General features: G+C 63.1%; 24 protein-coding genes. 15 read left to right on the top strand and 9 right to left on the bottom strand.

Annotation, left to right across the window (positions count from 1 at the left end):
* Positions 1-72: 72 nt before the first annotated feature.
* From OOZ53_RS26495 to OOZ53_RS06315, 3 genes are all read right to left on the bottom strand, one after another.
* Positions 73-1,137, bottom strand: coding sequence for a cupin domain-containing protein (locus OOZ53_RS26495; RefSeq protein ID WP_333780588.1), 1,065 nt, complete (start codon positions 1,135-1,137; stop codon positions 73-75).
* 88 nt (positions 1,138-1,225) lie between these two features.
* Positions 1,226-1,933, bottom strand: a complete 708-nt coding sequence (locus tag OOZ53_RS06320; protein ID WP_271088511.1) for a type 1 glutamine amidotransferase — start codon at positions 1,931-1,933, stop codon at positions 1,226-1,228.
* 7 nt (positions 1,934-1,940) lie between these two features.
* Entirely contained in the window at positions 1,941-2,606 is a 666-nt protein-coding gene (locus tag OOZ53_RS06315) for a GntR family transcriptional regulator (RefSeq protein ID WP_271088510.1), read from the bottom strand.
* Positions 2,607-2,767: 161 nt separating this feature from the next.
* Here OOZ53_RS06315 and OOZ53_RS06310 point away from each other — a divergent pair, with 161 nt between their 5' ends.
* The 5 genes from OOZ53_RS06310 (at position 2,768) to OOZ53_RS06290 (ending at position 7,212) form a co-directional block, all read left to right on the top strand.
* A complete protein-coding gene (locus OOZ53_RS06310; RefSeq protein WP_271088509.1) occupies positions 2,768-3,712 on the top strand; it encodes a class II glutamine amidotransferase domain-containing protein in 945 nt (314 codons plus the stop codon).
* A complete protein-coding gene (locus tag OOZ53_RS06305; protein ID WP_271088508.1) occupies positions 3,709-4,401 on the top strand; it encodes a GltB/FmdC/FwdC-like GXGXG domain-containing protein in 693 nt (230 codons plus the stop codon). The genes OOZ53_RS06310 and OOZ53_RS06305 overlap by 4 nt, the downstream gene beginning before the upstream one ends.
* Positions 4,386-5,807, top strand: coding sequence for an FMN-binding glutamate synthase family protein (locus tag OOZ53_RS06300; RefSeq protein ID WP_271088507.1), 1,422 nt, complete (start codon positions 4,386-4,388; stop codon positions 5,805-5,807). The genes OOZ53_RS06305 and OOZ53_RS06300 overlap by 16 nt, the downstream gene beginning before the upstream one ends.
* A 173-nt stretch (positions 5,808-5,980) precedes the next feature.
* Complete coding sequence (locus tag OOZ53_RS06295) at positions 5,981-6,466, top strand: flavodoxin family protein (RefSeq protein WP_271088506.1); 486 nt, start codon at positions 5,981-5,983, stop codon at positions 6,464-6,466.
* A 44-nt stretch (positions 6,467-6,510) separates the two neighbouring features.
* Positions 6,511-7,212 carry a glutathione S-transferase gene (locus OOZ53_RS06290; RefSeq protein WP_271088505.1) on the top strand — a complete coding sequence of 234 codons (702 nt, stop codon included), beginning with the start codon at positions 6,511-6,513 and terminating at the stop codon, positions 7,210-7,212.
* On the opposite strand, the gene OOZ53_RS06285 is transcribed toward OOZ53_RS06290, so the two are convergent.
* Positions 7,209-8,363 (bottom strand): 6-phosphofructokinase, encoded by a 1,155-nt coding sequence (locus tag OOZ53_RS06285; RefSeq protein ID WP_271088504.1) that lies wholly within the window; start codon positions 8,361-8,363, stop codon positions 7,209-7,211. The genes OOZ53_RS06290 and OOZ53_RS06285 overlap by 4 nt on opposite strands.
* Before the next feature lie 175 nt (positions 8,364-8,538).
* Positions 8,539-9,627 carry a class I SAM-dependent methyltransferase gene (locus OOZ53_RS06280; RefSeq protein ID WP_271088503.1) on the bottom strand — a complete coding sequence of 363 codons (1,089 nt, stop codon included), beginning with the start codon at positions 9,625-9,627 and terminating at the stop codon, positions 8,539-8,541.
* A gap of 193 nt (positions 9,628-9,820) precedes the next feature.
* Between OOZ53_RS06280 and OOZ53_RS06275 the strand changes: the two genes are divergently transcribed.
* The 3 genes from OOZ53_RS06275 (at position 9,821) to OOZ53_RS06265 (ending at position 12,016) form a co-directional block, all read left to right on the top strand.
* Positions 9,821-10,561 carry a helix-turn-helix domain-containing protein gene (locus OOZ53_RS06275; protein WP_271088502.1) on the top strand — a complete coding sequence of 247 codons (741 nt, stop codon included), beginning with the start codon at positions 9,821-9,823 and terminating at the stop codon, positions 10,559-10,561.
* Positions 10,562-10,630: 69 nt separating this feature from the next.
* Positions 10,631-11,011: a VOC family protein gene (locus OOZ53_RS06270; RefSeq protein WP_271088501.1), complete on the top strand. Its 381-nt coding sequence runs from the start codon at positions 10,631-10,633 to the stop codon at positions 11,009-11,011.
* A 171-nt stretch (positions 11,012-11,182) separates the two neighbouring features.
* Complete coding sequence (locus OOZ53_RS06265; protein ID WP_271088500.1) at positions 11,183-12,016, top strand: class I SAM-dependent methyltransferase; 834 nt, start codon at positions 11,183-11,185, stop codon at positions 12,014-12,016.
* Positions 12,017-12,039: 23 nt separating this feature from the next.
* Here OOZ53_RS06265 and OOZ53_RS06260 read toward each other — a convergent pair whose 3' ends face one another.
* From OOZ53_RS06260 to OOZ53_RS06245, 4 genes are all read right to left on the bottom strand, one after another.
* Positions 12,040-13,101 (bottom strand): NAD-dependent epimerase/dehydratase family protein, encoded by a 1,062-nt coding sequence (locus OOZ53_RS06260; protein ID WP_271088498.1) that lies wholly within the window; start codon positions 13,099-13,101, stop codon positions 12,040-12,042.
* A gap of 124 nt (positions 13,102-13,225) precedes the next feature.
* Positions 13,226-14,176, bottom strand: a complete 951-nt coding sequence (locus OOZ53_RS06255) for an SDR family NAD(P)-dependent oxidoreductase (protein ID WP_271088496.1) — start codon at positions 14,174-14,176, stop codon at positions 13,226-13,228.
* Positions 14,177-14,271: 95 nt separating this feature from the next.
* On the bottom strand, positions 14,272-15,252 hold the full coding sequence (locus OOZ53_RS06250; protein WP_271088494.1) for an AraC family transcriptional regulator: 981 nt from the start codon (positions 15,250-15,252) through the stop codon (positions 14,272-14,274).
* Between the two features lie 145 nt (positions 15,253-15,397).
* Positions 15,398-16,534 (bottom strand): FAD-dependent oxidoreductase, encoded by a 1,137-nt coding sequence (locus OOZ53_RS06245; RefSeq protein ID WP_271088493.1) that lies wholly within the window; start codon positions 16,532-16,534, stop codon positions 15,398-15,400.
* Between the two features lie 90 nt (positions 16,535-16,624).
* On the opposite strand from OOZ53_RS06245, the gene OOZ53_RS06240 reads away from it, so the two are divergent.
* Genes OOZ53_RS06240 through OOZ53_RS06210 form a run of 7 tightly spaced genes read left to right on the top strand, consistent with a single transcriptional unit; the run spans position 16,625 to position 22,973 of the window.
* On the top strand, positions 16,625-17,920 hold the full coding sequence (locus tag OOZ53_RS06240; protein WP_271088492.1) for a glutamine synthetase family protein: 1,296 nt from the start codon (positions 16,625-16,627) through the stop codon (positions 17,918-17,920).
* A 3-nt stretch (positions 17,921-17,923) separates the two neighbouring features.
* Positions 17,924-18,232 (top strand): EutN/CcmL family microcompartment protein, encoded by a 309-nt coding sequence (locus OOZ53_RS06235; protein ID WP_271088491.1) that lies wholly within the window; start codon positions 17,924-17,926, stop codon positions 18,230-18,232.
* Position 18,233: 1 nt separating this feature from the next.
* Positions 18,234-18,542 carry a BMC domain-containing protein gene (locus tag OOZ53_RS06230; protein WP_271088488.1) on the top strand — a complete coding sequence of 103 codons (309 nt, stop codon included), beginning with the start codon at positions 18,234-18,236 and terminating at the stop codon, positions 18,540-18,542.
* 45 nt (positions 18,543-18,587) lie between these two features.
* On the top strand, positions 18,588-19,775 hold the full coding sequence (locus OOZ53_RS06225; RefSeq protein WP_271088487.1) for a hypothetical protein: 1,188 nt from the start codon (positions 18,588-18,590) through the stop codon (positions 19,773-19,775).
* Positions 19,775-21,154, top strand: coding sequence for an aldehyde dehydrogenase family protein (locus tag OOZ53_RS06220; RefSeq protein ID WP_271088486.1), 1,380 nt, complete (start codon positions 19,775-19,777; stop codon positions 21,152-21,154). Before OOZ53_RS06225 ends, OOZ53_RS06220 begins: the two co-directional genes overlap by 1 nt.
* Entirely contained in the window at positions 21,151-21,783 is a 633-nt protein-coding gene (locus tag OOZ53_RS06215) for a BMC domain-containing protein (RefSeq protein ID WP_271088485.1), read from the top strand. The genes OOZ53_RS06220 and OOZ53_RS06215 overlap by 4 nt, the downstream gene beginning before the upstream one ends.
* On the top strand, positions 21,783-22,973 hold the full coding sequence (locus OOZ53_RS06210) for a malate dehydrogenase (RefSeq protein WP_271088484.1): 1,191 nt from the start codon (positions 21,783-21,785) through the stop codon (positions 22,971-22,973). The genes OOZ53_RS06215 and OOZ53_RS06210 overlap by 1 nt, the downstream gene beginning before the upstream one ends.
* The last annotated feature ends 3 nt before the right edge of the window (positions 22,974-22,976 follow it).

Here is a 22,976-nt window from a genome sequence, read left to right as displayed (position 1 = left end):
TACATGGAACCGGACGGATGCAACGACAAGTTCGATGCGCGCGCAATGTATGTGCCGTTGCGTGGGAACGGGCTAGCCCGGCGCAGCAGCATCTTCCCTGGCGTTGCGGCCAGCCTTTGTTTCAGCGTCGTTCTCTGTGCTTGCCGGCTCCAGCAATACGACCGCGCAGCTTTCCGTCAGCGCGACCGGGCAATGTTCGACGCCGTGCGGAACAACGATGAATTCGCCTTCCTCGACGATTTCCTCACGGTCGCGAAAGCGCATCAGGAGACGGCCGCTGTGAACCAGCAGCAGCTTGTCCTCGCGCCGGTGGAAGCGCCATCCAAGGGCGCCTTCCAGCCTTTCGAGCTTGATCCGCATATCGTTGACCTGCCCCGCGACGCGCGGCGAGGCAGCCTCGGAAAGGCCACCGAAGGCAGCATCCAGGTTCTTCTTCCCGAAGGGAGACAGGTGCCCGTTCAACTCGGCGACATCGCGCACGATGCCGGAAAGCTGAGCTTCGAGACCCTCGCCATCCGCCGGATAAGCGCCGTCAAGCGCGGCGGTTCCGATGGTAAAGCCCGCCGCGCCCGCAGCGCGCACGGCGGAGATGCGCTCCTTGCTGGCAATGGATCCGGCGACGATGACGGGCTTGCCCGCGGCCGCGCAGACGGCCGCGATTAGCTCCGGCACGTCGGCGGTCGGCGAGCGGTAAGCCAGAAGATCAAGTCCGCTCACCCCGTCGCGCGAGGCCAGTTCGCGGCCACTTTCTGCAATTTCCCCGACAGTGCCTTCAAGAACGCTGGGATGGCCGACAATGCGCCCCGGAAACGGGAAATATTCGATGCCGGTCCCGCTCAGGATCGGCAGCACGTCATCGACGCGCGTGCCGCCCAGCAGGACATCGACCCCGATCTCGACGGCGGCCCTGGCCGAGGCCACTTCGCTGTCCCGGTCCAGGGATACGACCTCCAGGTAAGATGTCGCGCCCTTGGCCTTGATCGAGGCATTGAGCAATTTCAATTCGCTAACCGGCAGGCCGACATCCTTGAAGCCGATATGGCGCACGCCAAGGGACAGCGCCGTTTTCAGATGTTCCGCCGCATCCGGCACCGTCTGGTCGTTGCGGGTAAGCATGAAGATGAAGCGCAGGCCCATCGGAGCATCTCCGTTTCCGCCGTCCGATTTCAGTTAAGCGGCGGAAACGAAAAATAGCAATCGGCCAATGTGGACGTAGCGCGGTTGTTCAGCGCGGTAGTTCGAAGAAGCGCACCATCCAGCCGGCGAAATCATCGCCCTGATCGCTGCCCTTGATCGTTTCCCGCGCCTTGTCCACGGCTTCGGGTTCGGCAATGTCCGCGACAACTTGGACAAGATCGCTCATATAGCCGGGCGTGATTTCGGGGTGATGCTGCGTCGTGAAAATGTGCTGCCCAATGGCAAAGGCGCCAACCGGTGCGATCGGGCTGCTGCCGAGCACGGTTGCATCGTCCGGCAGTTCGAGTACCTGCTCCTTGTGCGCCGAATAGAGCTTCAGCTCGGCATGCGGCGGGTCCATCCAGCGCGTGTGGCGCATGAAGCGCGTCGGCTCGATACCGAGCCCCCAGCCATCCGGATTGCTGCCCACGCGCCCGCCAAGCGCCGCGGCGATGGCCTGGTGACCGAAACAGGCGCCTACCGTCGGGATCTTGAGCCGGTCGAGTTCGCGAATGAACTCCTTGAGGCGGATGATCCACGCAACATCGTCATTGACCGAGGAGGGGCTGCCGGTAATGACATAACCCTGGTAGTCGGATGCCGAGTCCGGAAAGACATCGTCCTTGACCGGGACGGACTCATAGATCCAGTCCGGACGGTGCCGACCCAAGAGCGCGCGAAATTTCTCGCCGTCATCCGGGTGGTTCCTCGAAAGGTCCGTATCGTCATTGTCGGCAAGCAGGATGGCAATGCGCATCGGCGGTTCAGTCCTTCACTTCCAGCGCTTCGAACTGCAGCTCAAGGCCGTGCGTGATATGGTCGATAATGGCGTCCATGGCGAAGGTCGGATTGCCGGTCTCGATCGCCTCGACCAGGCGGATATGGTCGCCGAAGGAGGCGGACAAATCGATCTTGTCGATCGCGGCGAAGAGATTGTAGGACACGCCCCGGTTCCAGATATTGTCGAACATCTCGATGAGGTAACGGTTGTCCGACAGCTCCACCAGACGCCGGTGGATCTTGCGGTTGGCCTCGAAATAGGCCCGGATCGAGGAAGACGAGATGTTCTCCTCGCGCTCGATCGTCGCGCGCAGCGCCTTGTTTTTCTCCGCATCGTTCTGCGCCGCAAGGATGCGCACGGCCTGGCCCTCGACGGCGGCGCGTGCCTGGTAGAGTTCCTTGACCTCGCTGTTGGTCATGCGGTGGATGGAAAAACCGCCGCGCGAAGAGGAGGTCAGGATGCCGTCCTGCTCAAGGCGCAGCAGCGCCTCGCGCACCGGCGTGCGGCTGATCTGCATCTCCTCGGCAAGCTTTTCCTGTACCAGCCTTTCATTGGAGGAAATGGTGCCGGACTGAATCGCCTCCAGGAGCTGGTCGTAGACGATATCTGCGAGCCTTTGCCGTTCATGTTTGATTTTTTTCAACGCCATAGGCGGTGCCTTCCCTCGGTCTTTTTTGCGCCCGTGAGTCGGGCGCGCTGTGTATACCGTATTCGAAAAACAGAAAAAATACCTGAATCCTGTTTCGTCCAGTTGCATCCGTCATGAATACTGAATACAGTATACACAAAAACGAGTTGAGGGAGAAATCAATGTGCGGAATTGCCGGGCGAATCCTGGCATCCCCCGGCCGGGTCGGCAATGACCTCGTCGAACTGATGGATGCGCAGGAGCATCGCGGTGCCGACAGCACCGGCTTCGCAATCTACGGAACACCACGTGACGAAGGCTATGTCCTGCGTGGCATGGGCTTCGACAAGACCGGCCTTGACGCGGATATGGAGCGGTTTCGCGACATTCTGCGCGAGCACGGCTCCGACTATCTGGAGGAGCCGGTCTTCGTTACCGACGACAACCCGCATTATTGCGTGCGCATGGTGATCAGCGATCCGCGCGACATCGCCGCCTGGATTCGTGACGCCGATACGCTGACCGACCGCTTCGAGGTTCAGTCCTGCGGCCGTTCGCTGGAGATCGTCAAGGATATCGGCGGGGCCGTGGCCGTTGCCGACAAGCACGGCGTGCGCGACATGGTCGGCACGCACGGGCTCGGCCATGCGCGCCTGGCGACCGAAAGCTCGGTACTGCCCAATGCCAGCCATCCCTTCTGGGCCCGTCCGTTCAGCGATGTCGCCATCGTCCACAATGGCCAGATCACCGATTACTATTCCTGGCGTGAGCGCCTGGAGCGCAAGGGCTACCGGTTCCTGACCCAGAATGACAGCGAACTGATCGCCGTCTGGGTCTCCGACCAGATCAGCCAGGGCCTGACCATGGCCCAGGCATTGCAGAAATCCATCCCATCCATTGACGGCGTCTTCACCTATATGATCGCACGGCCTGAAGGCATCGGCTTTGCCAAGGACCGTTTCGCCATGAAGCCGCTGGTGGTCATCGAGCAGGCCGGTGAACTGGCCGCCGCGACAGAGGAACAGGCGGTGCGCCGTGTCTTTTCCGACGAATGCGACGTCATCAATTATGACGGGCCGAGCCTGACGGGTATCTGGACGGTGGGCAACCGGAGGATGGCGGCGTGAGCGCGCGCGTCGTCGAGGCGGGTCAGCGCCACATCCGTGAAATCAACGACGAGCTTCAGAAGGCCGCGGCCGAGGGCCAGGAAGTGGTCGTCACCAACACACTGTCGCGCCACAATCTCGGCATCGGTCTTCCCAAGGGCGCCCATGTGCGCTTCGAGGGCAGCGTCGGCTATTACTGCGCCGGTCTCAATGACGGCGCGGTGATCGAGGTCGAGCGCAATGCCGGCTGGGGTCTCGCCGAGGGCATGGCGAGCGGCCATGTGACCGTCGGCGGCTATGCCGGCATGTCGGCGGGCGCTGCCATGACCGGCGGCACCATCCACGTAAAAGGCGACAGCGGACCGCGCTGCGGCGTCGCCATGAAGGGTGGCAACATCATCGTCGAGGGCAAGATCGGCTACCAGTCCGGCTTCATGGCCCATTCCGGCAAGATCATCGCGCTGGGCGGCGCCGGGCATTCCTGCGCCGACGCGCTGTGGGAAGGTGAGGTCTGGGTCGCCGGCGAGGTGGAAAGCCTCGGTGTCGACGTCAATGTGGTCGAGCCGACGGCCGAGGAGGTCGCCGAGGTCGATTCGATCCTCGAGCCGCTCGGGCTGGTCGACTCCTCAAGGAACTGGCGCAAGATGATCTCCGGACAGCGCCTTTGGTATTTCGAGAGCCGGGATGCGAACGCATGGCTGATGATCTGAACGACACCTACACATACCCTTTCGACATGCCGAGCGAGGAGGCCGTCAAGTTCTCCGACGGCGCCATTGCCGGCAAGCCTGCGGGCGTGCCGTCTTCTTACGCCGAAGGCGGCTCTACGCGCTGGACGCCGGAGGCAATCTCCGAGGTTCACGCGCTGGCCCAGCTCGGCCGCTACCAGGTGCGCGGCTACAACACCTTCAACAAGCGCATGCCGACCTTCGACGACCTGACCTTCGTGCCGGCGACGATGACCCGCCTGCCGCTGGAAGGTTACCGCGAGAGCTGCGACACCACGACGGTGCTCGGCGGCGGACGCGGCCTTGTCGAAAAGCCGGTGGAGCTGAAGATCCCGATCTACATTGCTTCGATGTCCTTCGGCGCGCTTTCGGCCAATGCCAAGGCATCGCTCGGCTATGGCGCCTCCAAGGTCGGCACCATGACATGCACGGGCGAGGGCGGCATGCTCGAGGAAGAGCGCGAGGCCTCTCAAACGCTGCTTTACCAGATGTCGCCGGCGCGCTACCGCATCGATCTCGACCATATCCGCCGCGCCGATGCGCTGGAGATCGTCGTGGGGCAGGGCGCAAAGCCCGGCACCGGTGGCCTGCTGCTCGGCATGAAGGTCAGCGAACGTATTTCCGAGATGCGTACGCTTCCCGTCGGCGTAGACCAGCGCTCGACCATCCGCCATCCGGATTTCCTCGGCGCCGACGACCTGGCGGTCAAGGTCGAGGAACTGCGTATCGCCACCAACTACCAGGTGCCGATCTTCCTCAAGATGGGCGCAACGCGACCGCGCTATGACGTCGCCATCGCCGCAAAAGCCGGCGTTGACGTCGTCGTCGTGGACGGAGCGGAGGGCGGCACCGGCGCGTCGCCCGAACTCCTGCTCAACCATACGGGCATTCCGACGATGAGTTCGATCCGCGCCGCCCGCGAGGCGCTCGACGAATGCGGCATGACCGGCAAGGTCAGCCTCGTTGCCGCCGGCGGCATCCGCTCGGGCGTCGACGCCGCCAAATGTCTGGCGCTCGGTGCCGACGCGGTGATGATCGGCAATGGCGCGATGATCGCGCTCGGCTGCAACTCGCCGCGCTATTACGAAGATTTCGCCAGGCTCGGTACGGCCCCCGGTGCGTGTCACCATTGCCACACGGGCCTTTGCCCGGTCGGCATTGCAACGCAGGACCCGGAGCTCGAAGCCCGCATGGACCCGCATGCCGGCGCCGAGCGCATCGCCCGTTACCTGACGGCCATGACCATGGAGATCACGGCATTGGCCAAGGCTTGCGGCAAGTCCTCTGTGCACAATCTGGAGGTGGAGGACCTCCGGGCCATGTCTTTCGAGGCCTCTGCGTTCACCGGCGTGAAGATGGCCGGCATCGACCGCGCTTTCGACTGGTGAACGCTCCTCCCGCCGGCGTCTGAGAGCGCCGGGGACAAGCAGAACGGGCGGCCCTCGGGCCGCCCGTTGATGTTTGAAGGAAACGCTTCGGACAAGGATGATCTGCCGGTCATTGGCATCGGCGCTCGCCCGCCCTAATGTCTGCGGGCAGGAAGATGCGGAATCGGAGCGAAATGGCGGAACTTCTCATCGTCTATCACTCGAAGACGGGCGGCAGCAGGCAGATGGCCGAGGCCGCGGCTGAAGCGGCGCGCGAGGAAACGACGACCGTCTTGAAAACAGCGGACAAGGCAGGGCCGGACGACCTGCTTGGGGCCGATGGCTATCTTTTCTGCGCGCCGGAGAACCTTGCCGCCATCGCCGGCGTGATGAAGGATTTCTACGACCGCTGCTACTATCCCGTGCTTGGCCGCATCGAGGGACGTCCCTATGCGCAGATGGTCTGCGCCGGATCGGACGGGGAAAATGCCGCGCGCCAGACCGCACGCATCGCCACCGGCTGGCGGCTGAAGGAAGTGCAGCCGCCATTGATCGTCTGCACCCACGCTCAGACCCCCGAACAGATCCTCGCCGAAAAAACCATCCCAGACGAGCAGCTTGCCCTTTGCCGCGACCTCGGCCGGGCGCTTGCGGCCGGCCTCGCCATGGGTGTTTTCTGACTGTGATCCGCGCGTAACGCTAATTCGACATGAAGGAAGCAGATATGCCCGATTATTCGCTCTATTACTGGCCGATCGCTTTCCGCGGCCAGTTTGTGCGCGCCGTGCTGGCCCATGTCGGCGCTTCATGGGATGAGGCGGATTTCAACACGATCGCGGCGCTGAAGAACAAGGCGCCGGCCGATCAGCCGATACCGTTTGTCGGGCCGCCCGTGCTTGTCGATCATGGGGCAGGGGTCTCCCTGTCGCAGATGCCGGCGATCCTGGGCTATCTCGGCAGGAAGCACGGGCTGATTGCCGGCGATCCTCTCAATCAGGCGATGACCGACAAGATCGTCGCCGATGCCAATGACGTGCTTTACGAAATGACGCTCTACAATGGCGCGCAGATGTGGACGCACGAGATGTGGGCGCAATTCCAGCCGCGCTTGAGGCGCTGGATGACGATCTTCGAGGAAACCGCCCGCCGTAACGGCATGACGGCGCAATCGGGCTATCTCCTTGGCACGGAAAGTCCCGGTATTGCGGATCTGACCGCCTGTATCCTGTGGGGCACGATGACCGACAAGCTGCCGCCGTTGCGGCCGGTGCTCGACGAGACGGCTCCGGCGATCGCCGGCCTGTCGGACCGGATCGCTGCGCTGCCGCAACAGGCCCGACTGCGCGAGCGCAGCGACGCCGAATACGGAAACGCCTGGTGCAGCGGCCAGATCGAAGCCTCGCTGCGAAAGGTGCTCAACGCCTAACGCAGATACATCGGTATGCCTTCGACCCGCGCGATCTTCGGGCGGTACTGGTCGATATCATAGAGCCCGTCGACATCGACGCGGTGCTCGCCTTTTGTGCTGATATCGGCGGGCTGGGTGGCATAGCAGCCGTCACGGATGCCGACCATCAGGCCGCTCTTTCCTTCCGCAATCAGTTGCACGCACATGGTCCCGTAATTCTTCGCGACGATCAGATCCACGGCATCGGGCCCGCCCGAGCGCAAAAGGTAACCGAGATTCTGCACCATGATATTGGTGCCGGTGAGCTGCTTGATGCCGGCTGCGACCCGCTCGCCGATACCGCCCAGCTTCTTGTGTCCGTATGCGTCTTCCTCGCCGCTTTGGATGATCTCCTCATTGATGATGCGCGCACCTTCGGAAATGACCGAGACCGTGTAGTTCGACGATTTGCGCGCCCGGTCCTCGGTCAGCAGATCGGCAAGGCGCTGCAGGTCGAAAGGAACTTCGGCGATCAGCGTGCGGTCGGCATCGGCGAGATAGCCGCCGGCAAGCGCCGTCAGCCCGCAATTGCGGCCGAACAGTTCGACGATCATGTTGCGCTCGTGACTTCCCGCCGATGTGCGCAGCCGGTTGATCATTTCCACGGAGCGCGTCACGCAGGTGGAAAAACCGATGCAGTAATCGGTTCCGAAAACATCGTTGTCCATGGTCTTGGGGATGCACATGGTCTTCATCCCCTCGGTGTGAATGCGCGCCGCGTAAGAGAGCGTATCGTCGCCGCCGATGGCGATCAGAAGGTCCATTTCCATGGTGTTCAGAACGCCAAGCACATGGGACGTGATGTCGATCCGACCATGCGCGTCCGGCTCGCGGTCGACCTTGACCCAGTCCGGTATCTCGTCCGGCTTCATCCGTGACGGATTGGTCCGCGACGTGTGGATGAAGGTTCCGCCGGTCCGGTCGACGGCCCGCACAAGGTCGGGCGTCAGAGCCATATGCGAATTCGGCGTCGCCGACGGGTCGGCGGCATCGGTGTTGACCGGCCCCGCCCATCCGCGCCGGAACGCGGTGACGCGCCAGCCCATCCGATGTGCTTCATTGACCACGGCCTTGATCGCCGCGTTGAGGCCGGGAACATCCCCGCCGCCGGTCAGAATCCCAAGATGCACGCCGAAATCCTCCTATCGATCCAAGTTCATCGGATCATAGGAGGGAAAGGTGATGACTCAAAGCTGCTTTTGCGATCTTGACGACGGTCCGAAGCGGAAAATCCGTCCGCGCCGTTACAGGCCGATCGGTCTTACCCGGGCCGTCCACACATCGCCCTCAACGCCGCCGCAGCGGTCACGATTTGCGCAGGATGACCGCCAGATACCAGGTTTCTCCGGCATGTTTTCCGGGCTCTGCCCGGTAGAGAGCGTCCAGCCGGCGGTAGAATTCCTCGGCGGTGCTTTCCGCGCTCCGGCCGTTCATCGCACCCGGCTCGAACAGATAGTTGTGCAGGGTCGAATGGCCGAAGCCGCGCACATAGCCCACATAGAGCCGGGCATACTCGGCCGGATCGGCAATGAAGTCGGCATAGATATCAAGCGGGTTGCGCGGCGCCGGCACGACCGCGATCTCCTCGATTTCAAAGGCCTCGGCCAGTTCGGGGTCCGACTGCAGGGGCGCTTGCGCCTCCCTGGCCGTCATGAACCAGACTCCGAAAACAAAGCGGTCGAGGACGGTCTTGTCGATCAGCCCGTCCTGCGCCATGTCCTGCGCGACTGCATGAATGGCCCGGTAGACGGCCCGGCCGGATGCCGCGATGCCGTTGATCTCGCCCGCTTCCGGTACGGCGCCGAGGCAGGAGACCAGCAGAAAACCGCCGCTGCGCAGCTCCCGGGCCCGGCATTGCAGGAACCGCGTCCAGTCCCTGCGCGCCCGTTCGGCCATCTCCACTCTCGCCGCGCCTTGCAGATCGGCGAACCAGACGGAACCCGGCGCATCGAGACTGACGGCGTGGCTGAGCCAGTGACTGGCCATGAAGCAGGTCGCAAGGTCAACCGAGTTTTCAGCTGCCATGCGGTCATAGAAACTGCCGACAGCCGCGCCGGTGCGGATGAAAGGCGCTGTATAACCCGTCGGTCCCGGAATGAGCTGGAACAGGCCATTCCAGTCATTGCCCGGCTGATCTGCGTGGCAGACCGAAATCGGCGCATCGGAAAATTGTGCGCGGTAGGTGTCGATTGCCGGTGCGACCGCCTCGATGGCGCTCTGTCCGGGGCCGCAGCCATAATCGACAATGCGCAACTCGGGTTCGACCCGTCCCAGCCGCCGGACCAGTTCGCCGAGACGCTCCGCATAATGGTTGACGAGCTGCTGCTGCATGGCGGAGTTCCTGTTGTAATCGACCATGCCTTCCGTGGATCGTCTGTCTTCAGGCGTGGTCATGCAGGGTCTCCGCTACGGGCATTTGCGTTTTCCGAAGCCGATTGATTGAACGGAATGGCCAGCAATGCAAGATCAATATGGCCGCGCCGGAACCGGCCGGCGGCCTGCTGGATTGAATAAAGGAATGGAACCCGGCGTCCTTATTGTCCAAAATCGGATGACGGACACACAAGACCAATCAAGCGAGCGTTGCATGTATGATCCGAAGGGAAACGGCAGGGACAGGGCGGTCGATGATGTGCAGTTTCTCGAAGCCGAGCCGCCTGACCATCTGAAAGGTGTCGTGCATCGGTTCCTGGAACTGCGCACACTGTCGCCGCTGGCCGAAGACTACCGTTTCCACGCGCTGCCGGATGCGTGCACCTATATTGTCTTCGATCAATGCGACCCGAATGTCACGGGAGTGACGCGGCTGCGTGCCTCATCCGAAGAGCTTGATCTCGGCAGGTCCTTTCACTTCTTCAACATCCGGCTTTTGCCGGGCGTATGGCAGGCAAGCCGCGCCGCGACGTCCTATGGTCTGGTGAAGGAAGCCTATGTAGGCGCGCTGCCGTTGGTTGCCGTCAACAAGAGCCTGATGGGGAAGGAATTTGCGGTCAAACAGACGATCCTGTGCAGCTTCATTGAGGACCTGATCGAAAACAAACTGCTGGTCGCCAACAGGGTCACCGAGAAGATATTCCGGCATATTGACGACATTCATTCGGTTGCGGATATGGCAGCAATATCAGAGCTTTCACCGCGCCAGCTGCAACGGGTTCTGAAGAAAACAACAGGTTTTGCCCCGCACGATTTTTTCAAAGTGCTTCGGCTGCAGCAATCCCTGAATGGCGAGCCGTCGCTTGCATATGCCGACCAGTCCCACTTCATTCATTCGTTTCGCAGGGCGACCGGCTACACGCCGGGGCAATACTCGAAAAAATTCGATGTCTGAAATCCACAATACGGATCGTTGGTGACCCGGTAGCCAATGGACATTCGCGACAACAAACAGGAGTTGAAGATGTCCAAAATGAACGCTGTCGGATGGTTCGATATCTATGTGGATGACATGGATCGGGCGGTCGCCTTTTACCAGACCGTGATGGATTGCACGCTCGAGCCCATCGGTGATCCCACCGGCGAAAGCCGGATGATGAGTTTCCCGGCGGATATGAGTGCCTATGGCGCCGGCGGCGCGCTGACGAAGTCGGCCCACGCGTCTCCCGGTGCGGGCGGGACCATCGTCTATTTCTCGGCGAAGGATTGCGCGGTCGAGGAGGCTCGTGTCACCGACGCCGGCGGAAAAGTCGTCAGGCCGAAATTCTCGATCGGCGAATATGGATGGGTATCGTTGTGCCAGGACACCGAAGGCAACCTGTTCGGCATCAGTTCGATGGCGTGATGCCGGACTGTGTCTCCGGGGTGGCGAACGGGGTCAGGCTGGCTTGAGACGGCATCCGCCATCCACGCCTCGTCAGCTTCCCGACCCGGGCGTCATCACCCACGATCTTGTAAATCTGCCCGCATTTGCGTTTCATTGCCGGCATGCAGGGTCAGCAAAAGGGGAGCGCTGATGGCGAATGAAGATGACGCGAACAGTTTTGCCGCACTTGAGAAGCGCGAGTGGTCGGACGCAGGTGTGGCGCGATCCTATGCGCGGGCTTTCGCACAGGCGGCCGACATGGTGGTGCCGTATCTGGTTGCGGCGGTCGGCGTCAATTCGGACGCCAGGGCGCTCGATCTTTGCTGCGGGCATGGCAATGTGACGGCCGGATTGGTGGGGGCAGGGGCGAATGTGACCGGCCTCGACTTCTCGCCGGCGATGCTGGAAATGGCGCGAGAGGCAGTTCCCGACGCACGCTTCATCGAGGGCGACGCGATGAATCTCGGCTTTGATGCCGGCACGTTCGATGCGGTCACCATTGGTTTCGGAATGCCGCATGTTCCAGATCCCGTGCGCGTGGTCGAGGAGGCGCGCCGGGTCTTGCGGCCCGGTGGACGGCTGGCGTTTTCCGTCTGGTGCGGACCTGAAATCGACAGCGCATTCGGATATGTCTTCGGCGCGATCAATGCGCATGGGCATCCCGACATTGCCCTGCCGCCGGGACCGGGCGCCAACGATTATGCGGATCCCGCGATAGCCTTTCCGGTTTTGACAGCAGCCGGCTTCACGGATTGTCACTGCACAACAGTGGCTTCGATGTGGCGCGTGGACGATCCCGGCACGCCCTACGATTTCTTTCGCGAGGGAACGGCGCGGGGCGGAGCGCTGCTGCGGCCCCAACCTGAGGCGAATGCTGCCGCGATCCGCAAGGCAGTGGCGGCGAAGGTTCTGGAAAAGCACGGCGACGGGCCTCGGTGGGACGTGCCCATTCCGGCGGTCGTGACAAGCGCGACGGCAATCTAAACCAGATACGCTCTAAGATCGCCTCAGGCTTTCTTGAACGCGCCCGCCTCGATCATCTGCTGGAACATTTCGGTCAGGCTGTCCTTCATCGGCCGGTAGGATACGCCGAGCGCCTGTCTGCTCTTGGCATTGTCCGCCTTCCACGGATGGTTGACGTTGCGTGCGATGAATCTGCGCGTCAGGGACTTGTTCACGAACGGTCCGATCAACCACAGGACGGGCTTCGGCAGGGCCTTGGTGGGCAGCGGATAGTCCTTGCCGAAGGTCTCGGCGAGAGCCTGCCCGATTTCGACGAAATCGGTGTTCGTGCCGTTCAGAATGTGCCGGCCTTCCGCTTCGGGTGTGAATGCCGCGTTGATATGGGCCTGCGCGACCTCGCGGACATCGACAACGCCGATTCCCACCCGTGGCGCTCCCGATTTCAAAGTGCCGTCGCCCATCTGCCTGATCGTCCGGAATACTTCCGACGTCGCGTCGGGTCTGGTTCCCGGCCCGATGATCAGCGACGGATTGATCACCACCAGGTCCCAGCGCGACTGGGCTGCGGCGATCTCCCAGGCCGCCTTTTCGGCTTCGGCCTTGGAGAAGGAGTAGGGCTGATGCGTCAGCGACGAGGATGTATTCCAGACGGCCTCGGTCAGAATGCCGCCCGGCGCATGTGCGCAATCGGCGGCATCGCCATATATGGCCGCGCAGGAAGACGTCAGCACAACGCGTTTGACCGATTGCGTGCCGTTCACCGAGTTCAGGACGTTTGCGGTGCCTTTTACTGCGGGATCCACCAGATCGCGCTGCGGGTCCGCCACGTCGATCACGAAGGGAGAAGCCGTGTGGAACACGATCGAGCAGCCGTTCATGGCCGCGCCATAGGAGCCTTCGTCCAGCAGATCGGCCTTGAAGAAGCGGATGCTCCCGGGCGCATCGGCTGCCATGTCCGCAAGGTGCTGCACCTTTGCCGCACTGTCCGGGTCGCGGACGGCGGCGTGCACCGTAAGGCCTGCGTCAAGCAAGGCCTTTACGATCCAGCCGGCGACATAGCCTGTGGCACCGGTCACCATCACCGGGGAAGACGTGTCGATATCCATTGCTGCTCACCTCGATCCGGATTGGCGCAAGGGCCTCATCCTGCGCCGACACCTGCCCGGGGCGGGAGTCGCCGACCGGGCAGGTTCGTGTTCAAAATATCACGTGCCGCCGTGCATGATGGTTTTATGCGGGGAAGCGCGCATTGGCGGCCGCGCCGATGTCTACGACCTCGCCCGAGATGAATTGCGCGCCATCGCCGCACAGGAAGGCGACTGTGCGACCGACCTCGACCGGTTCGTAAAAGCCGACATCCATCGGGTGAATCTGCTGATTGGCGAGCGCGTCGAATTGCTCGAAGGTCACGCCCTGACCCGGGGCCAGGGCGTTCAGCACATATTCGTTGTCCAGAAGCTTGGTGCGCACCAGCGTCGGGCAGACCGCATTGACCGTAATGTTCAGTGGAGCAACGGTCAGCGCGGCGCTTTTGGCAAGACCGATCATCGCCCACTTGGTCGCCCCGTAAAGCGGGAAATTATCGCTGCCGGCGCGTCCCGTGGTCGAGGCCATCAGGATAATGCGCCCGCTTCCCTGTTCCTGCATCATCGGCATTGCAGCCTGCATTGTATTGATTGAGCCGATCAGGTTGATGTCGGTTATGGTGCGCACTTGTTCTTCATCGAATCCGCCCAGCCGGCCGGGCTGGGTGATTCCGGCATTGACGATCAGGAAGTCCAGGGAACCGAATTCAGATTGGGTCTGCGCCACCGCCGCCTGCAATGCGTCGAAATCGCGCACATCGCCCTTGATGGCCAGGCACTTTACCCCGTGCGATTCAACCGTGGCCTTTGCGTTGGCCAGATCCTCTTCCGTCGCCATCGGATAGGGAATCTCGGCAGGCTGCGCGGCGATATCGTAAAGCACGACATTCGCGCCACCCTTGGCGAGTTCCTCGGCGCAGGCAAGGCCGATGCCGCGCGCGCCGCCGGTGATAAAGGCGGTCTTGCCGGCGAATGCGCCGCCGGCCTGCTCCTGGGCATGTGCGCCTGTCGCGGAGAGCGTCGCTGCTGCCAGGCCGATACCCGCCGCGCCGGCCAGAACCTGGCGGCGGGACGCAGTTTTGAGATCTTCTGTCATGTCGGGAGTCCCTTGTTGAAAACCGCCGACAGGTTAGCCGCTCGCCTGGTGCGATACACTCGCGAGCCGCGCATATTCTCTAGCGATATGCGCAATCAGTGCAGATTGCGCGCCTCGGCCGGCGTCATGCCCGTCCAATCGCGGAAGGCGCGGTAGAAGGAATTGGGATCGGAAAATCCAAGCAGGTAGGACACCTCCTCAACGCGCATCGTATCGTCACGCAGATAGGAGACGGCAAGCTCACGGCGCAGGTTCTCCAGCACGTCGCGAAAACTCGTGCCGTCCCGGGCGAGCCTGAGCTGCAGATTGCGCCGACCGACGCCCAGCCGGCCGCACACATCGTCGATCGATGATCTTCCCGAGGGCAGCAGTTCGATCAGTTCGGCCCGGACGCGATCGGCCGCGCGGGCTTCCCGGTTCATTTCCAGCATCCGCTTGCTGAGTATCGGCTCCAGCCCCTGCCAGATGTCCGCGTTTTCCGAAATCAGCGGCAAGTCGATATCGGCAAGACGAAACAGGATTTCAGGCGCGCCGCTGGTGCGTGGTGCAATACCCAGAAAATCTCTGAGGGCCGGTGCCGGAGCAATGGTGCCGACCTTGAGCGGTGAAACATCGCGGCCGGTCAGCAGGCGACAAAGTTCAACAAAGTAGCTCACTTCGAAATTCGACAGAAGCGCACTGAAATGCAGACTGTCATCAAGCGGCAGGAAACGAACCATATAGCCTTCAGCCGTTTCCCGGTGTTCGATCCTGATGGGCGCAATCAGCGGCTTGAACAGCGTCAGCCGGTCGAGGCCAGTGCGGATCGTGTCGGCGCAGGAAAAGGCCACCAGAGCCGAGCCGAAGGGCAGATGCGGCATCTTGCGCCCCAGCATCACCCCCAGATCGGGGTCGTTCGACAGCCCTTCGGCTGCTGCCCAGATTGCAAAATACTGCGCGGGCTCAACCTCGGCATCCGGATCGTCGAAAAAGCGGACCGAAAGTCCGGCGCGCCGAAGAACCGCTTCCGGCTGCACCCCGATGACCGCGGAGGCCGCCTTGATCTGGTTGCCGATCCGGTAGTGATGCTTGCTCATGATGACGCCCTGATCTGCGACTGTCGTCAGAACGTCTCAACCACGACGGCCGAATGCAATAGCAAAATGTGAATATGCACTTGCAGAATGTGCAAGGTATGGCGGCTTGTCGGGAAACGGACGGTGAAGTCCGCCCGGATTTTCCCTACCGTCCCGACGGGCTTTCCTTCGGCGACAGCTTCTTTCGGCCGGCGATCCTGAAGCGGTCGGCGGTGCCGAAATCCTTTACGCCGACACCGGCGACGAAATCGCCGAAAACCGGGCCGTGCTTGAAGAGATGGCCGGAGCAGCCGCCGGCAAGCAGCACGTTTTCGTGCTCGGGGTGCCGGTCGACGATGAAATGCGTATCAGGCGTCAGCACGATCTGGTTGAATTTCGAATCCACCACCTTCTCGCCGACGAGGCCCGGCAGGCGTTTCTTGATGTAGCTGCGTGTCCGGTTCAGCGTCTGGCGGCGGATCAGCCGCTCGTCCTGGTCGAGATCGATCGTGTCGGGTATGACCACGGCGGCTTTCACACCGGAGCCTTCCGTCGAGGGCAGGCCGAACGAGCCCTGTCCGTGGTCGATCCAGCAGGGCATGTTCTCCTGGTCGAAGGCGGTGCTGCCGTCAGGCGTCGAGGTATAGAGTACATTGACACCGACGACGCTTGAGATCGGCTTGACCGTGCGCGGGAACATGTCGCCCATCCAGGCGCCCGTGGTGATCACGATGACGTCGGCCTCCAGCGGCTTCCCCTCCAGCATCGGCCGCTCGGTCCTGTCTGTCTCCACACGCCCGCGTATCACCGTGCCGCCGGCTTTTTTGAACAGGTCGATCGTGGTGATGACGGCGCGGTGCGCCATGATCATGCCGGCTTCCGGCTCGTAGAGCCCATAGGAGATGTCGTGTGGATCGAACTGCGGAAACCGCACGGCAATTTCGTTGGGCGAGAAGCGGTGGAAGGGCACGCCGAGTTTCTGGAAGGTTTCGGCCGTCGCATCTTCCCAGTCGCAATGGCCGGCCGTCGCCAGCACCAGCGCGCCGCATTCGTAATAAAGGCGCTGGCCCGTCTCGGCCTGCATCTCCAGCCAGCGCTCGCGCGATTCACGCGCCCAGCGCGTGTAGAATTCGTCGCGGCCGTGGATCGAGCGGATGACCCGGTTGTAGTCGGTGGACGATGCGCGCGAATGGCCGGGCTCCCAGCGGTCGACCAGCGTTGTCTTGATGTTGCGGCGCGCCAGGGCAAGGGCAGTCATGGCGCCGGCTATACCGCCGCCGACGACAATCGCTTCGCTACGCATCCTGATTTCCCTCTTGCTTTGTTATCGATTTCTGAATACTGTATTCAGAATACGAACGGTCTTCAAGACCGCATTTGGGAGGGAACGATCTTGTCGGGTGCATCATTCACCTTGCCGGAAGGCACGCACACCGTGGCCATGGGCCTGGGCGATCTCAACGGAATCATGCGCGGCAAGCGCATCCCGTCGACTCACTGGGACCACATCTGCAACAGCGGCAACGCGCTTTCCATCGCGCTCTTCGCCATCGACATGACCAGCGATGTCTGGGACACGCCCTATGTCAATTTCGACAATGGCTATCCCGACATGCACATGTTCCCGATCACCCAGCCGGTGCCGCTTCCGTGGGAGCCGGGCGTGGCTTTTTGCCTTGCCCGCGCCGAAGGCATGGACCACCAGCCCATTCCCATCGATCCGCGCAACGCGCTGGTCAAACAGGTCGAGCGGGCCGCCGGGATGGGCTTCGAGGTCAATGTCGGCACGGAGCTTGAGTTTCACCTGCTCGATCCCGAGACCCGTCAGCCACGCGATGAGGGCATCCAGGTCTATTCGCTCGCCCGCGCCGCCGAACTGGAACATGTCCTGGGGCCGATCCGACAGCAGATCAACGAGGCCGGCATTCCGATCGAGCAGTCCAACCCGGAATATGCGCCGGGCCAGGTGGAGGTGAACATCCGCTACGGCGGCGCGCTGCAGGCCGCCGACCGGGTCGTCATGTTCCGCTCGCTGGTCAAGCAGCTTGCCGGCGCGCATGGTTATCTCGCGACCTTTATGGCGAAACCCTTCATCGATCAGTCGGGCAACGGTTTCCACACCCATTATTCCCTCTGGAAGGATGGTGGCAACGTCTTCTCCGAGGGCGGCAAGCTGAGCGCGCTCGGCCGCAATTTCGTCGGTGGACTGCAAAAGCGCATGGCCGAAACGGCGCTTTGCGGCGCGACCACGCCGAACGCCTTCCGCCGCCGCCAGCCCTATACATTCTGCCCGATCAATACGAGCTGGGGCATCGACAACCGCACCGTCGGCATCCGCATCATCGAAGGCAACGACAGCGCCGTGCGCGCCGAAAAGCGTGACGGTAGCGCCGACTGCAATCCCTATATGCTGATCGCCGCGGAGCTTGCGGCGGGGCTCGACGGCATCGAGCAGGGGCTTGAGCCGTCCGAGATCGCCACCGGCAACGCCTATGAAGAAGCCGATGCCGATCCCATCCCGACCGATATCCGCGATGCCGTAGAGCAGGCGCGGGGATCGGACTTCATGAAATCGGTCTTCGGCGATGATCTCTTCGAACTGCTCGTCCAGCAGGCCGAGCGCGAGATCGGTTTCTTCGACGAGCAGGTCACCCAGGTCGAAATCGACCGCTACATGACGAATTTCTGAGCCATGAAGATCGCACGCATCACCGGCACGGTTACCGCCACCGTCAAGGAAGCAAGCCTCTCGGGCACCGCCCTTCTTCTCGGCAATGTCGAGGACGGAGCCGGCGCCGTGCTGGAAAAGGCGGTGGTCGCCGCCGATACTTGCGGTGCGGGACCGGGCGACCTCGTCCTGCTTGCCACGGGTTCGGCGGCGCGCCTGCCGGCAAAGATCGGCGGCCTGCCGGTCGACGCGGCGGTCGTCGCCATCATCGATCACATCGACATCAAGGCGGGCGGCGCCCGTCCCACCTCTTCCAACAGAAGGAAATCGTAAAATGGCTAAACCCGTAAGCGGCCAGGCGGCCCTTGGAATGATCGAAACACGCGGCCTTGTCGCCGCCATCGAGGCTGCCGATGCCATGGTCAAGGCGGCCAGCGTCACCATCATCAGCCAGACGAAATCCGGCGGCGGCCTGGTTTCCACCCTGGTTCGCGGTGAGGTTGGCGCCGTCAAGGCTGCTGCCGATGCCGGTGCCGTGGCGGCCAACAAGGTCGGCGACGTGGTTGCGGTCCATGTCATTCCGCGCCCGCATGACGAGCTTGAGACGCTTATCTCCTCGCTCGGCGGTGGCTCCGCCGAATAGTCCGCCCGCGGTTCCTGATACGACCAAAGGGAAAGACATCTCATTATGGACAGCGGGTTCCAGGAATTTGCCGAGGCGGTCGCCGCCCGGCCGCGCGCCAGCCATGCCGCGGCGCCGCGTTTCGAGCGCGTCACCGTGCTCGGCGGCGGTGCCGATGCGCAAATGCTCTGCGCACTCTGCCTTGCCGAGGGTGCCGCGGTGACGATGTTCTCCGCGTATGGCGCCGAACTCGATGCGCTGCGCACGGGCCACGGCATTTCGCTGCGCGGCGCCGGACCGGTCGGCAATTATCAGGTCGACCAGGCGGATACGCCCTCGATCGCGACGACAGCGGAGCTTGACCGCGCGGTCGCCGGCGCCGAGGTGATCTTCCTGACCGGACCCGTGCACAAACAGCGCACCTACGCCATGGTGCTCGCCGATCATGTGCGGGACGGCCAGATCCTGGTTCTGGCGCCGGGCCGTTCCTTTGGCGCCGCCGAAGCGGCCTGGCTGCTGCGTGTTGGCGGCGCGACCGCCGACTATACCATCGTGGAAGTGCAGGGCCTGCCGTACTGGTTCCGGGTGGCCGGCAACCAGTTTCACCTGTCCGCCGCCGCGACGGTCAAGGCCGCGACGCTTCCGGCGGGGCGGGAGACGGTGCTTGAGGGGCTGCGGCCGTTTCTTCCGAATATCGAACCGGCCATCAACACGGTGCGCAGCAGTTTCGACGACGGCTCGGGGCTGGTTGAGGTGCCGGCGCTTCTGCTCGGCGGCCCTGCAACCGTGAACGGTCTGCCGGCGATACCCGACGAGGCCGTGGCGCTGCCTGAGAACGACACCTTCCGCGCACTCATCGGTCCGCAGCATGAGGCGATCATGGGTGCCATGGCGGATGAGCGGCGTGAGGTCGCACGCCGGTTCGGCGTCCGCGATCTTCCCGCGCTTGCCGATTGGCAGGAACGCCATGCCGGTGTCCTGAAAGGCGAGGGCAGCCGTCCGGTGCCCGCCTTCGGTGAGGCGCAGAAGATCGTGCGCTGTGCGACCATCGGCTCGCTGGTTCCGCTGGTTTCGGCGGCCGCAATTGCCGGTGTCCCGGTTCCGGCCACGGAATCGATGGTAACGCTTGCCGGCACCGTGCTGGGCGCTGATCTGGGCCCGGCGGGCAGACGGCTGGAGACGATCGGCATCGATTCCGGCGCCATCGAGGATGCCCGCCGCCTTCTTGACGACATTGCCGGTGGAGCGCGCTGATGGACGCTGATCTGAAATCCATTGCCGCCGCGCGGCGCTGCGCCGAATCCGCCTTCGAGGCCTATCGCGGCTTCCTCGGCACGGACCCGGCCGCCATCGACGCCATGGTGGACGCCATGGCCCGCGCCATTGAGCCGGAGGCCAAGCGTCTCGGTGAACTGGCCGTCGAGGAAACCGGTTATGGAAACGTGCCCGACAAGCGGGTCAAGAACCTCTTCAATTCCCTGTCGGTTGCCGACTATCTGCGCGACATCACCACGCTTGGCGTGCTTTGGCGCGACGATGCCGCCAAGATCGCGGCGATCGGTGAGCCGATGGGCGTGGTCGCGGCGCTGATCCCGGTCACCAACCCGACCTCGACCATCATCTACAAGGTGCTGTCGGCGGTCAAAGCCGGCAATGCGATTGTCTGCGCACCGCATCCGCGCGGCGTTCAGTGCGGTCTTGAGACCGTGCGCATCATGGCCGAAACGGCCGAGCAGATGGGCGCGCCGAAGGGGCTGATCCAGTGTCTGGATCAGGTGACGATCCAGGGCACCGCGGAACTGATGCGCCATCGCAGGACGTCCGTCGTCATGGCAACCGGCGGGCCGGGCATGGTGCGTGCCGCCTATTCGTCCGGCAAGCCGACGCTGGCCGTCGGCGCCGGCAATGTTCCCTGTTTTGTCGACGACTCGAAGGCCGACCAGCTCGGCGAGGTCGCCGAACAGATCGTCACCTCCAAATGTTTCGATTACGGCACCGCCTGTGTCTCCGAACAGGCCGTCATCGCCAGCCGCAGGATCGCGCGGGAACTGCGCCACGAGATGAAGCTCAAGGGCGCCTATTTCTGCACCCCGGCGGAAGCGGACCGGCTCGCCGGCGTCATCTTCTCCGGCAAGCAGGCAATGGACCCGCAAAATGTCGGCCAGTCGCCGCACAGCCTCGCCGACAAGGCCGGCTTCTCAATCCCGCCGAACACCCGCTGTCTCGTTTCCGAAGAGACAGAGATCGGCTGGCAGCGCCCGCTTTCGGCGGAAAAGCTCAACCCCGTGCTTGCCTTCTACGAGGCCCGCGACGTCGATCACGCGATCGAACTGTCGAACGGAATTGCCCGCTTCGAGGGCTGGGGCCACTCCTCGGTCATCCATTCGGACGATCCGCAGGTCGTCGCCCGCTACAGCGCCATTCCGACCGGGCGCGTTCTGGTCAACACGCCGGCGATCATGGGCGGCATGGGTTATTCAACCGACCTGGAGCCGAGCTTCATGCTGGGCACCGGCACCTGGTCCGGCTCGATCACCTCGGACAATGTCACGGCGCTGCACCTCATCAATATCAAGCGCGTCGCCTATGAGAGCCGTCCGTGGCGCGACATCTACGATGAATACGGAGAATGAGTTTGGGTAACGAGATCACCATACGGGCGCTGATGCAGATCGATAATCTGCAGCCGAAATTCGCCGCTTATAACGGCGCGACCGTGCAGGGCTCCGTGCCGCTCTCCGGCGATACGGTCCTGATCGGTGAGTTCGCCCCCGGCAACGGCGTTTTCACGCTGATCGACCGGGCGCTGAAAGCCAGCGCCGTGGAGGCGACGACCCAGCTTGTCGAGCGCGAATTCGGTTTCTTCATCCTGCGCTCGCCCTCCAATGCCGAGGTGAGCGCCGCGCGCGACGCGATCCTGTCCGAACTCGGCGCGTCCATGAGCGACCGGGTCAAGCCATCCGTCGCCTCGACGCAGATCATCACCTCGGTCGAGCCCTACCAGGCGCAGCTTCTCAACAAATGGCGCAAGGGCGCGCTGCTTGTTCCGGGCCAGACGCTCGGCATCATCGAATGCGCGCCTGCGGCCTATATTTCCATCGCCGCCAACGAGGCGGAAAAATCCGCCGATGTCGACATCGTCGAAGTGCGGGCGGTCGGCCGTTTCGGGCGGCTGTTCATTTCCGGCAGCGAGGATTCGGTGAAGACCGCCATAGAGGCCGCAACGGTCGCTATTGACAGCGTCGACGGGCAGGACGGCTGATGATGAATTCGGGCCGACGCGTCATCGGATCAGAGCATGTCGCCGAGACGCGCGCCAAGGGGCGCGTCGTTATGGAGATCATGCCCACCGATATCGTCACGGCCCAGGCACAAGAGACCGCGGCAAGGCTCGGCATCAAGCTGGTTCCGGGGCCGCTGGAGCGTCCACAGGTCCATAAAACCGACGGCGCGACGTCGCTGCGGCGCACGCTTTATCGCCGCTCGCCGCGCTGGATCGCACCGCAGAGGCCAAAGAACGGCACAGCATCGCCGATCCGCAAGCTGGCGCTCATCGGTGCCGGTGGCGTCGGCGCCAATATCGGGCATCTGGCTGCAAACGCCGGGTCCGCCGATGAGATCGCCCTGATCGATGTCGTTCCAGGGCTCGCCGCTTCGGTGGCGCTCGATCTCAACCATGCAAGCGGCGTTTCGCGCAGCCGCAGCCGCGCTTCGGGGGGAGAGGACCTTTCCGCCGTTGCCGATGCCGATGTCGTCGTCGTGACTGCCGGAAGACCGCGCACGCCCGGCATGACCCGTGCCGACCTGATCGACGTGAACCGCCGCGTCATCCACACGACCGCCGAAGCCATTCGCACCAAAGCGCCCGGTGCCGTCGTCATTGTCGTGACCAATCCGCTCGACGAGATGACGGTGGAGATGCTTCGGGCGACGGAGTTTCCGCGCGAGCAGGTGCTCGGCATGGCCGGAACCCTCGACAGCAGCCGGTTCCGCAACGCGCTTGCCATGGCGGCGGGTGTCTCGTCCGGCGATGTCGAGGCGATCACCCTTGGCTCCCATGGCGATGAGATGGCGCCCATCGTCTCGCGCGCACGCATCAAGGGCCGTCCGCTCGATGTCTTTCTGGACGGGAAACAGATCGACGCCTGCGTCAAGGATGCGGTCACGGGGGGAGGGCAGGTCGTCGCCCTGCGCAAGACCGGCTCGGCGACGATCGCGCCGGCCCATGCATCCATCGAGCTCATCGATCACATACGCGGCGCACGCACCGGACCGGTTCCTGCATCTGTCATGCTGGACGGGGAATTCGGAATTTCCGGCGTCGTGCTTGGCGTGCCGTGCCATCTTGGAAGTAACGGCCTGATCTCGGTCAAGGAACTGCCGTTGTCGCGATCCGAGCTGGACGCGCTGCAGGCCGCCGCCGAAGCCATCCGCGAACGGCTCGAGGCGTAGCAG

The organism is Allohoeflea poritis (genome assembly GCF_027889715.1).
In the GTDB taxonomy this organism is placed as follows: domain Bacteria; phylum Pseudomonadota; class Alphaproteobacteria; order Rhizobiales; family Rhizobiaceae; genus Hoeflea_A; species Hoeflea_A poritis.
The sequence above is the reverse complement of the archived record's forward strand: the minus strand, read 5'-3'. Positions and strand labels throughout refer to the sequence as shown.

What these genes read in the sequence shown, in the direction of transcription:
- OOZ53_RS26495 (WP_333780588.1), bottom strand. Translation starts at nt 1,137, where the DNA reads ATGGGCCTGCGCTTCATCTTCATGCTTACCCGCAACGACCAGACGGTG.
- OOZ53_RS06320 (WP_271088511.1), bottom strand. Translation starts at nt 1,933, where the DNA reads ATGCGCATTGCCATCCTGCTTGCCGACAATGACGATACGGACCTTTCG.
- OOZ53_RS06315 (WP_271088510.1), bottom strand. Translation starts at nt 2,606, where the DNA reads ATGGCGTTGAAAAAAATCAAACATGAACGGCAAAGGCTCGCAGATATC.
- OOZ53_RS06310 (WP_271088509.1), top strand. Translation starts at nt 2,768, where the DNA reads ATGTGCGGAATTGCCGGGCGAATCCTGGCATCCCCCGGCCGGGTCGGC.
- OOZ53_RS06300 (WP_271088507.1), top strand. Translation starts at nt 4,386, where the DNA reads ATGGCTGATGATCTGAACGACACCTACACATACCCTTTCGACATGCCG.
- OOZ53_RS06295 (WP_271088506.1), top strand. Translation starts at nt 5,981, where the DNA reads ATGGCGGAACTTCTCATCGTCTATCACTCGAAGACGGGCGGCAGCAGG.
- OOZ53_RS06290 (WP_271088505.1), top strand. Translation starts at nt 6,511, where the DNA reads ATGCCCGATTATTCGCTCTATTACTGGCCGATCGCTTTCCGCGGCCAG.
- OOZ53_RS06280 (WP_271088503.1), bottom strand. Translation starts at nt 9,627, where the DNA reads ATGACCACGCCTGAAGACAGACGATCCACGGAAGGCATGGTCGATTAC.
- OOZ53_RS06275 (WP_271088502.1), top strand. Translation starts at nt 9,821, where the DNA reads ATGTATGATCCGAAGGGAAACGGCAGGGACAGGGCGGTCGATGATGTG.
- OOZ53_RS06270 (WP_271088501.1), top strand. Translation starts at nt 10,631, where the DNA reads ATGTCCAAAATGAACGCTGTCGGATGGTTCGATATCTATGTGGATGAC.
- OOZ53_RS06265 (WP_271088500.1), top strand. Translation starts at nt 11,183, where the DNA reads ATGGCGAATGAAGATGACGCGAACAGTTTTGCCGCACTTGAGAAGCGC.
- OOZ53_RS06260 (WP_271088498.1), bottom strand. Translation starts at nt 13,101, where the DNA reads ATGGATATCGACACGTCTTCCCCGGTGATGGTGACCGGTGCCACAGGC.
- OOZ53_RS06255 (WP_271088496.1), bottom strand. Translation starts at nt 14,176, where the DNA reads ATGACAGAAGATCTCAAAACTGCGTCCCGCCGCCAGGTTCTGGCCGGC.
- OOZ53_RS06250 (WP_271088494.1), bottom strand. Translation starts at nt 15,252, where the DNA reads ATGAGCAAGCATCACTACCGGATCGGCAACCAGATCAAGGCGGCCTCC.
- OOZ53_RS06245 (WP_271088493.1), bottom strand. Translation starts at nt 16,534, where the DNA reads ATGCGTAGCGAAGCGATTGTCGTCGGCGGCGGTATAGCCGGCGCCATG.
- OOZ53_RS06235 (WP_271088491.1), top strand. Translation starts at nt 17,924, where the DNA reads ATGAAGATCGCACGCATCACCGGCACGGTTACCGCCACCGTCAAGGAA.
- OOZ53_RS06230 (WP_271088488.1), top strand. Translation starts at nt 18,234, where the DNA reads ATGGCTAAACCCGTAAGCGGCCAGGCGGCCCTTGGAATGATCGAAACA.
- OOZ53_RS06225 (WP_271088487.1), top strand. Translation starts at nt 18,588, where the DNA reads ATGGACAGCGGGTTCCAGGAATTTGCCGAGGCGGTCGCCGCCCGGCCG.
- OOZ53_RS06220 (WP_271088486.1), top strand. Translation starts at nt 19,775, where the DNA reads ATGGACGCTGATCTGAAATCCATTGCCGCCGCGCGGCGCTGCGCCGAA.
- OOZ53_RS06215 (WP_271088485.1), top strand. Translation starts at nt 21,151, where the DNA reads ATGAGTTTGGGTAACGAGATCACCATACGGGCGCTGATGCAGATCGAT.
- OOZ53_RS06210 (WP_271088484.1), top strand. Translation starts at nt 21,783, where the DNA reads ATGATGAATTCGGGCCGACGCGTCATCGGATCAGAGCATGTCGCCGAG.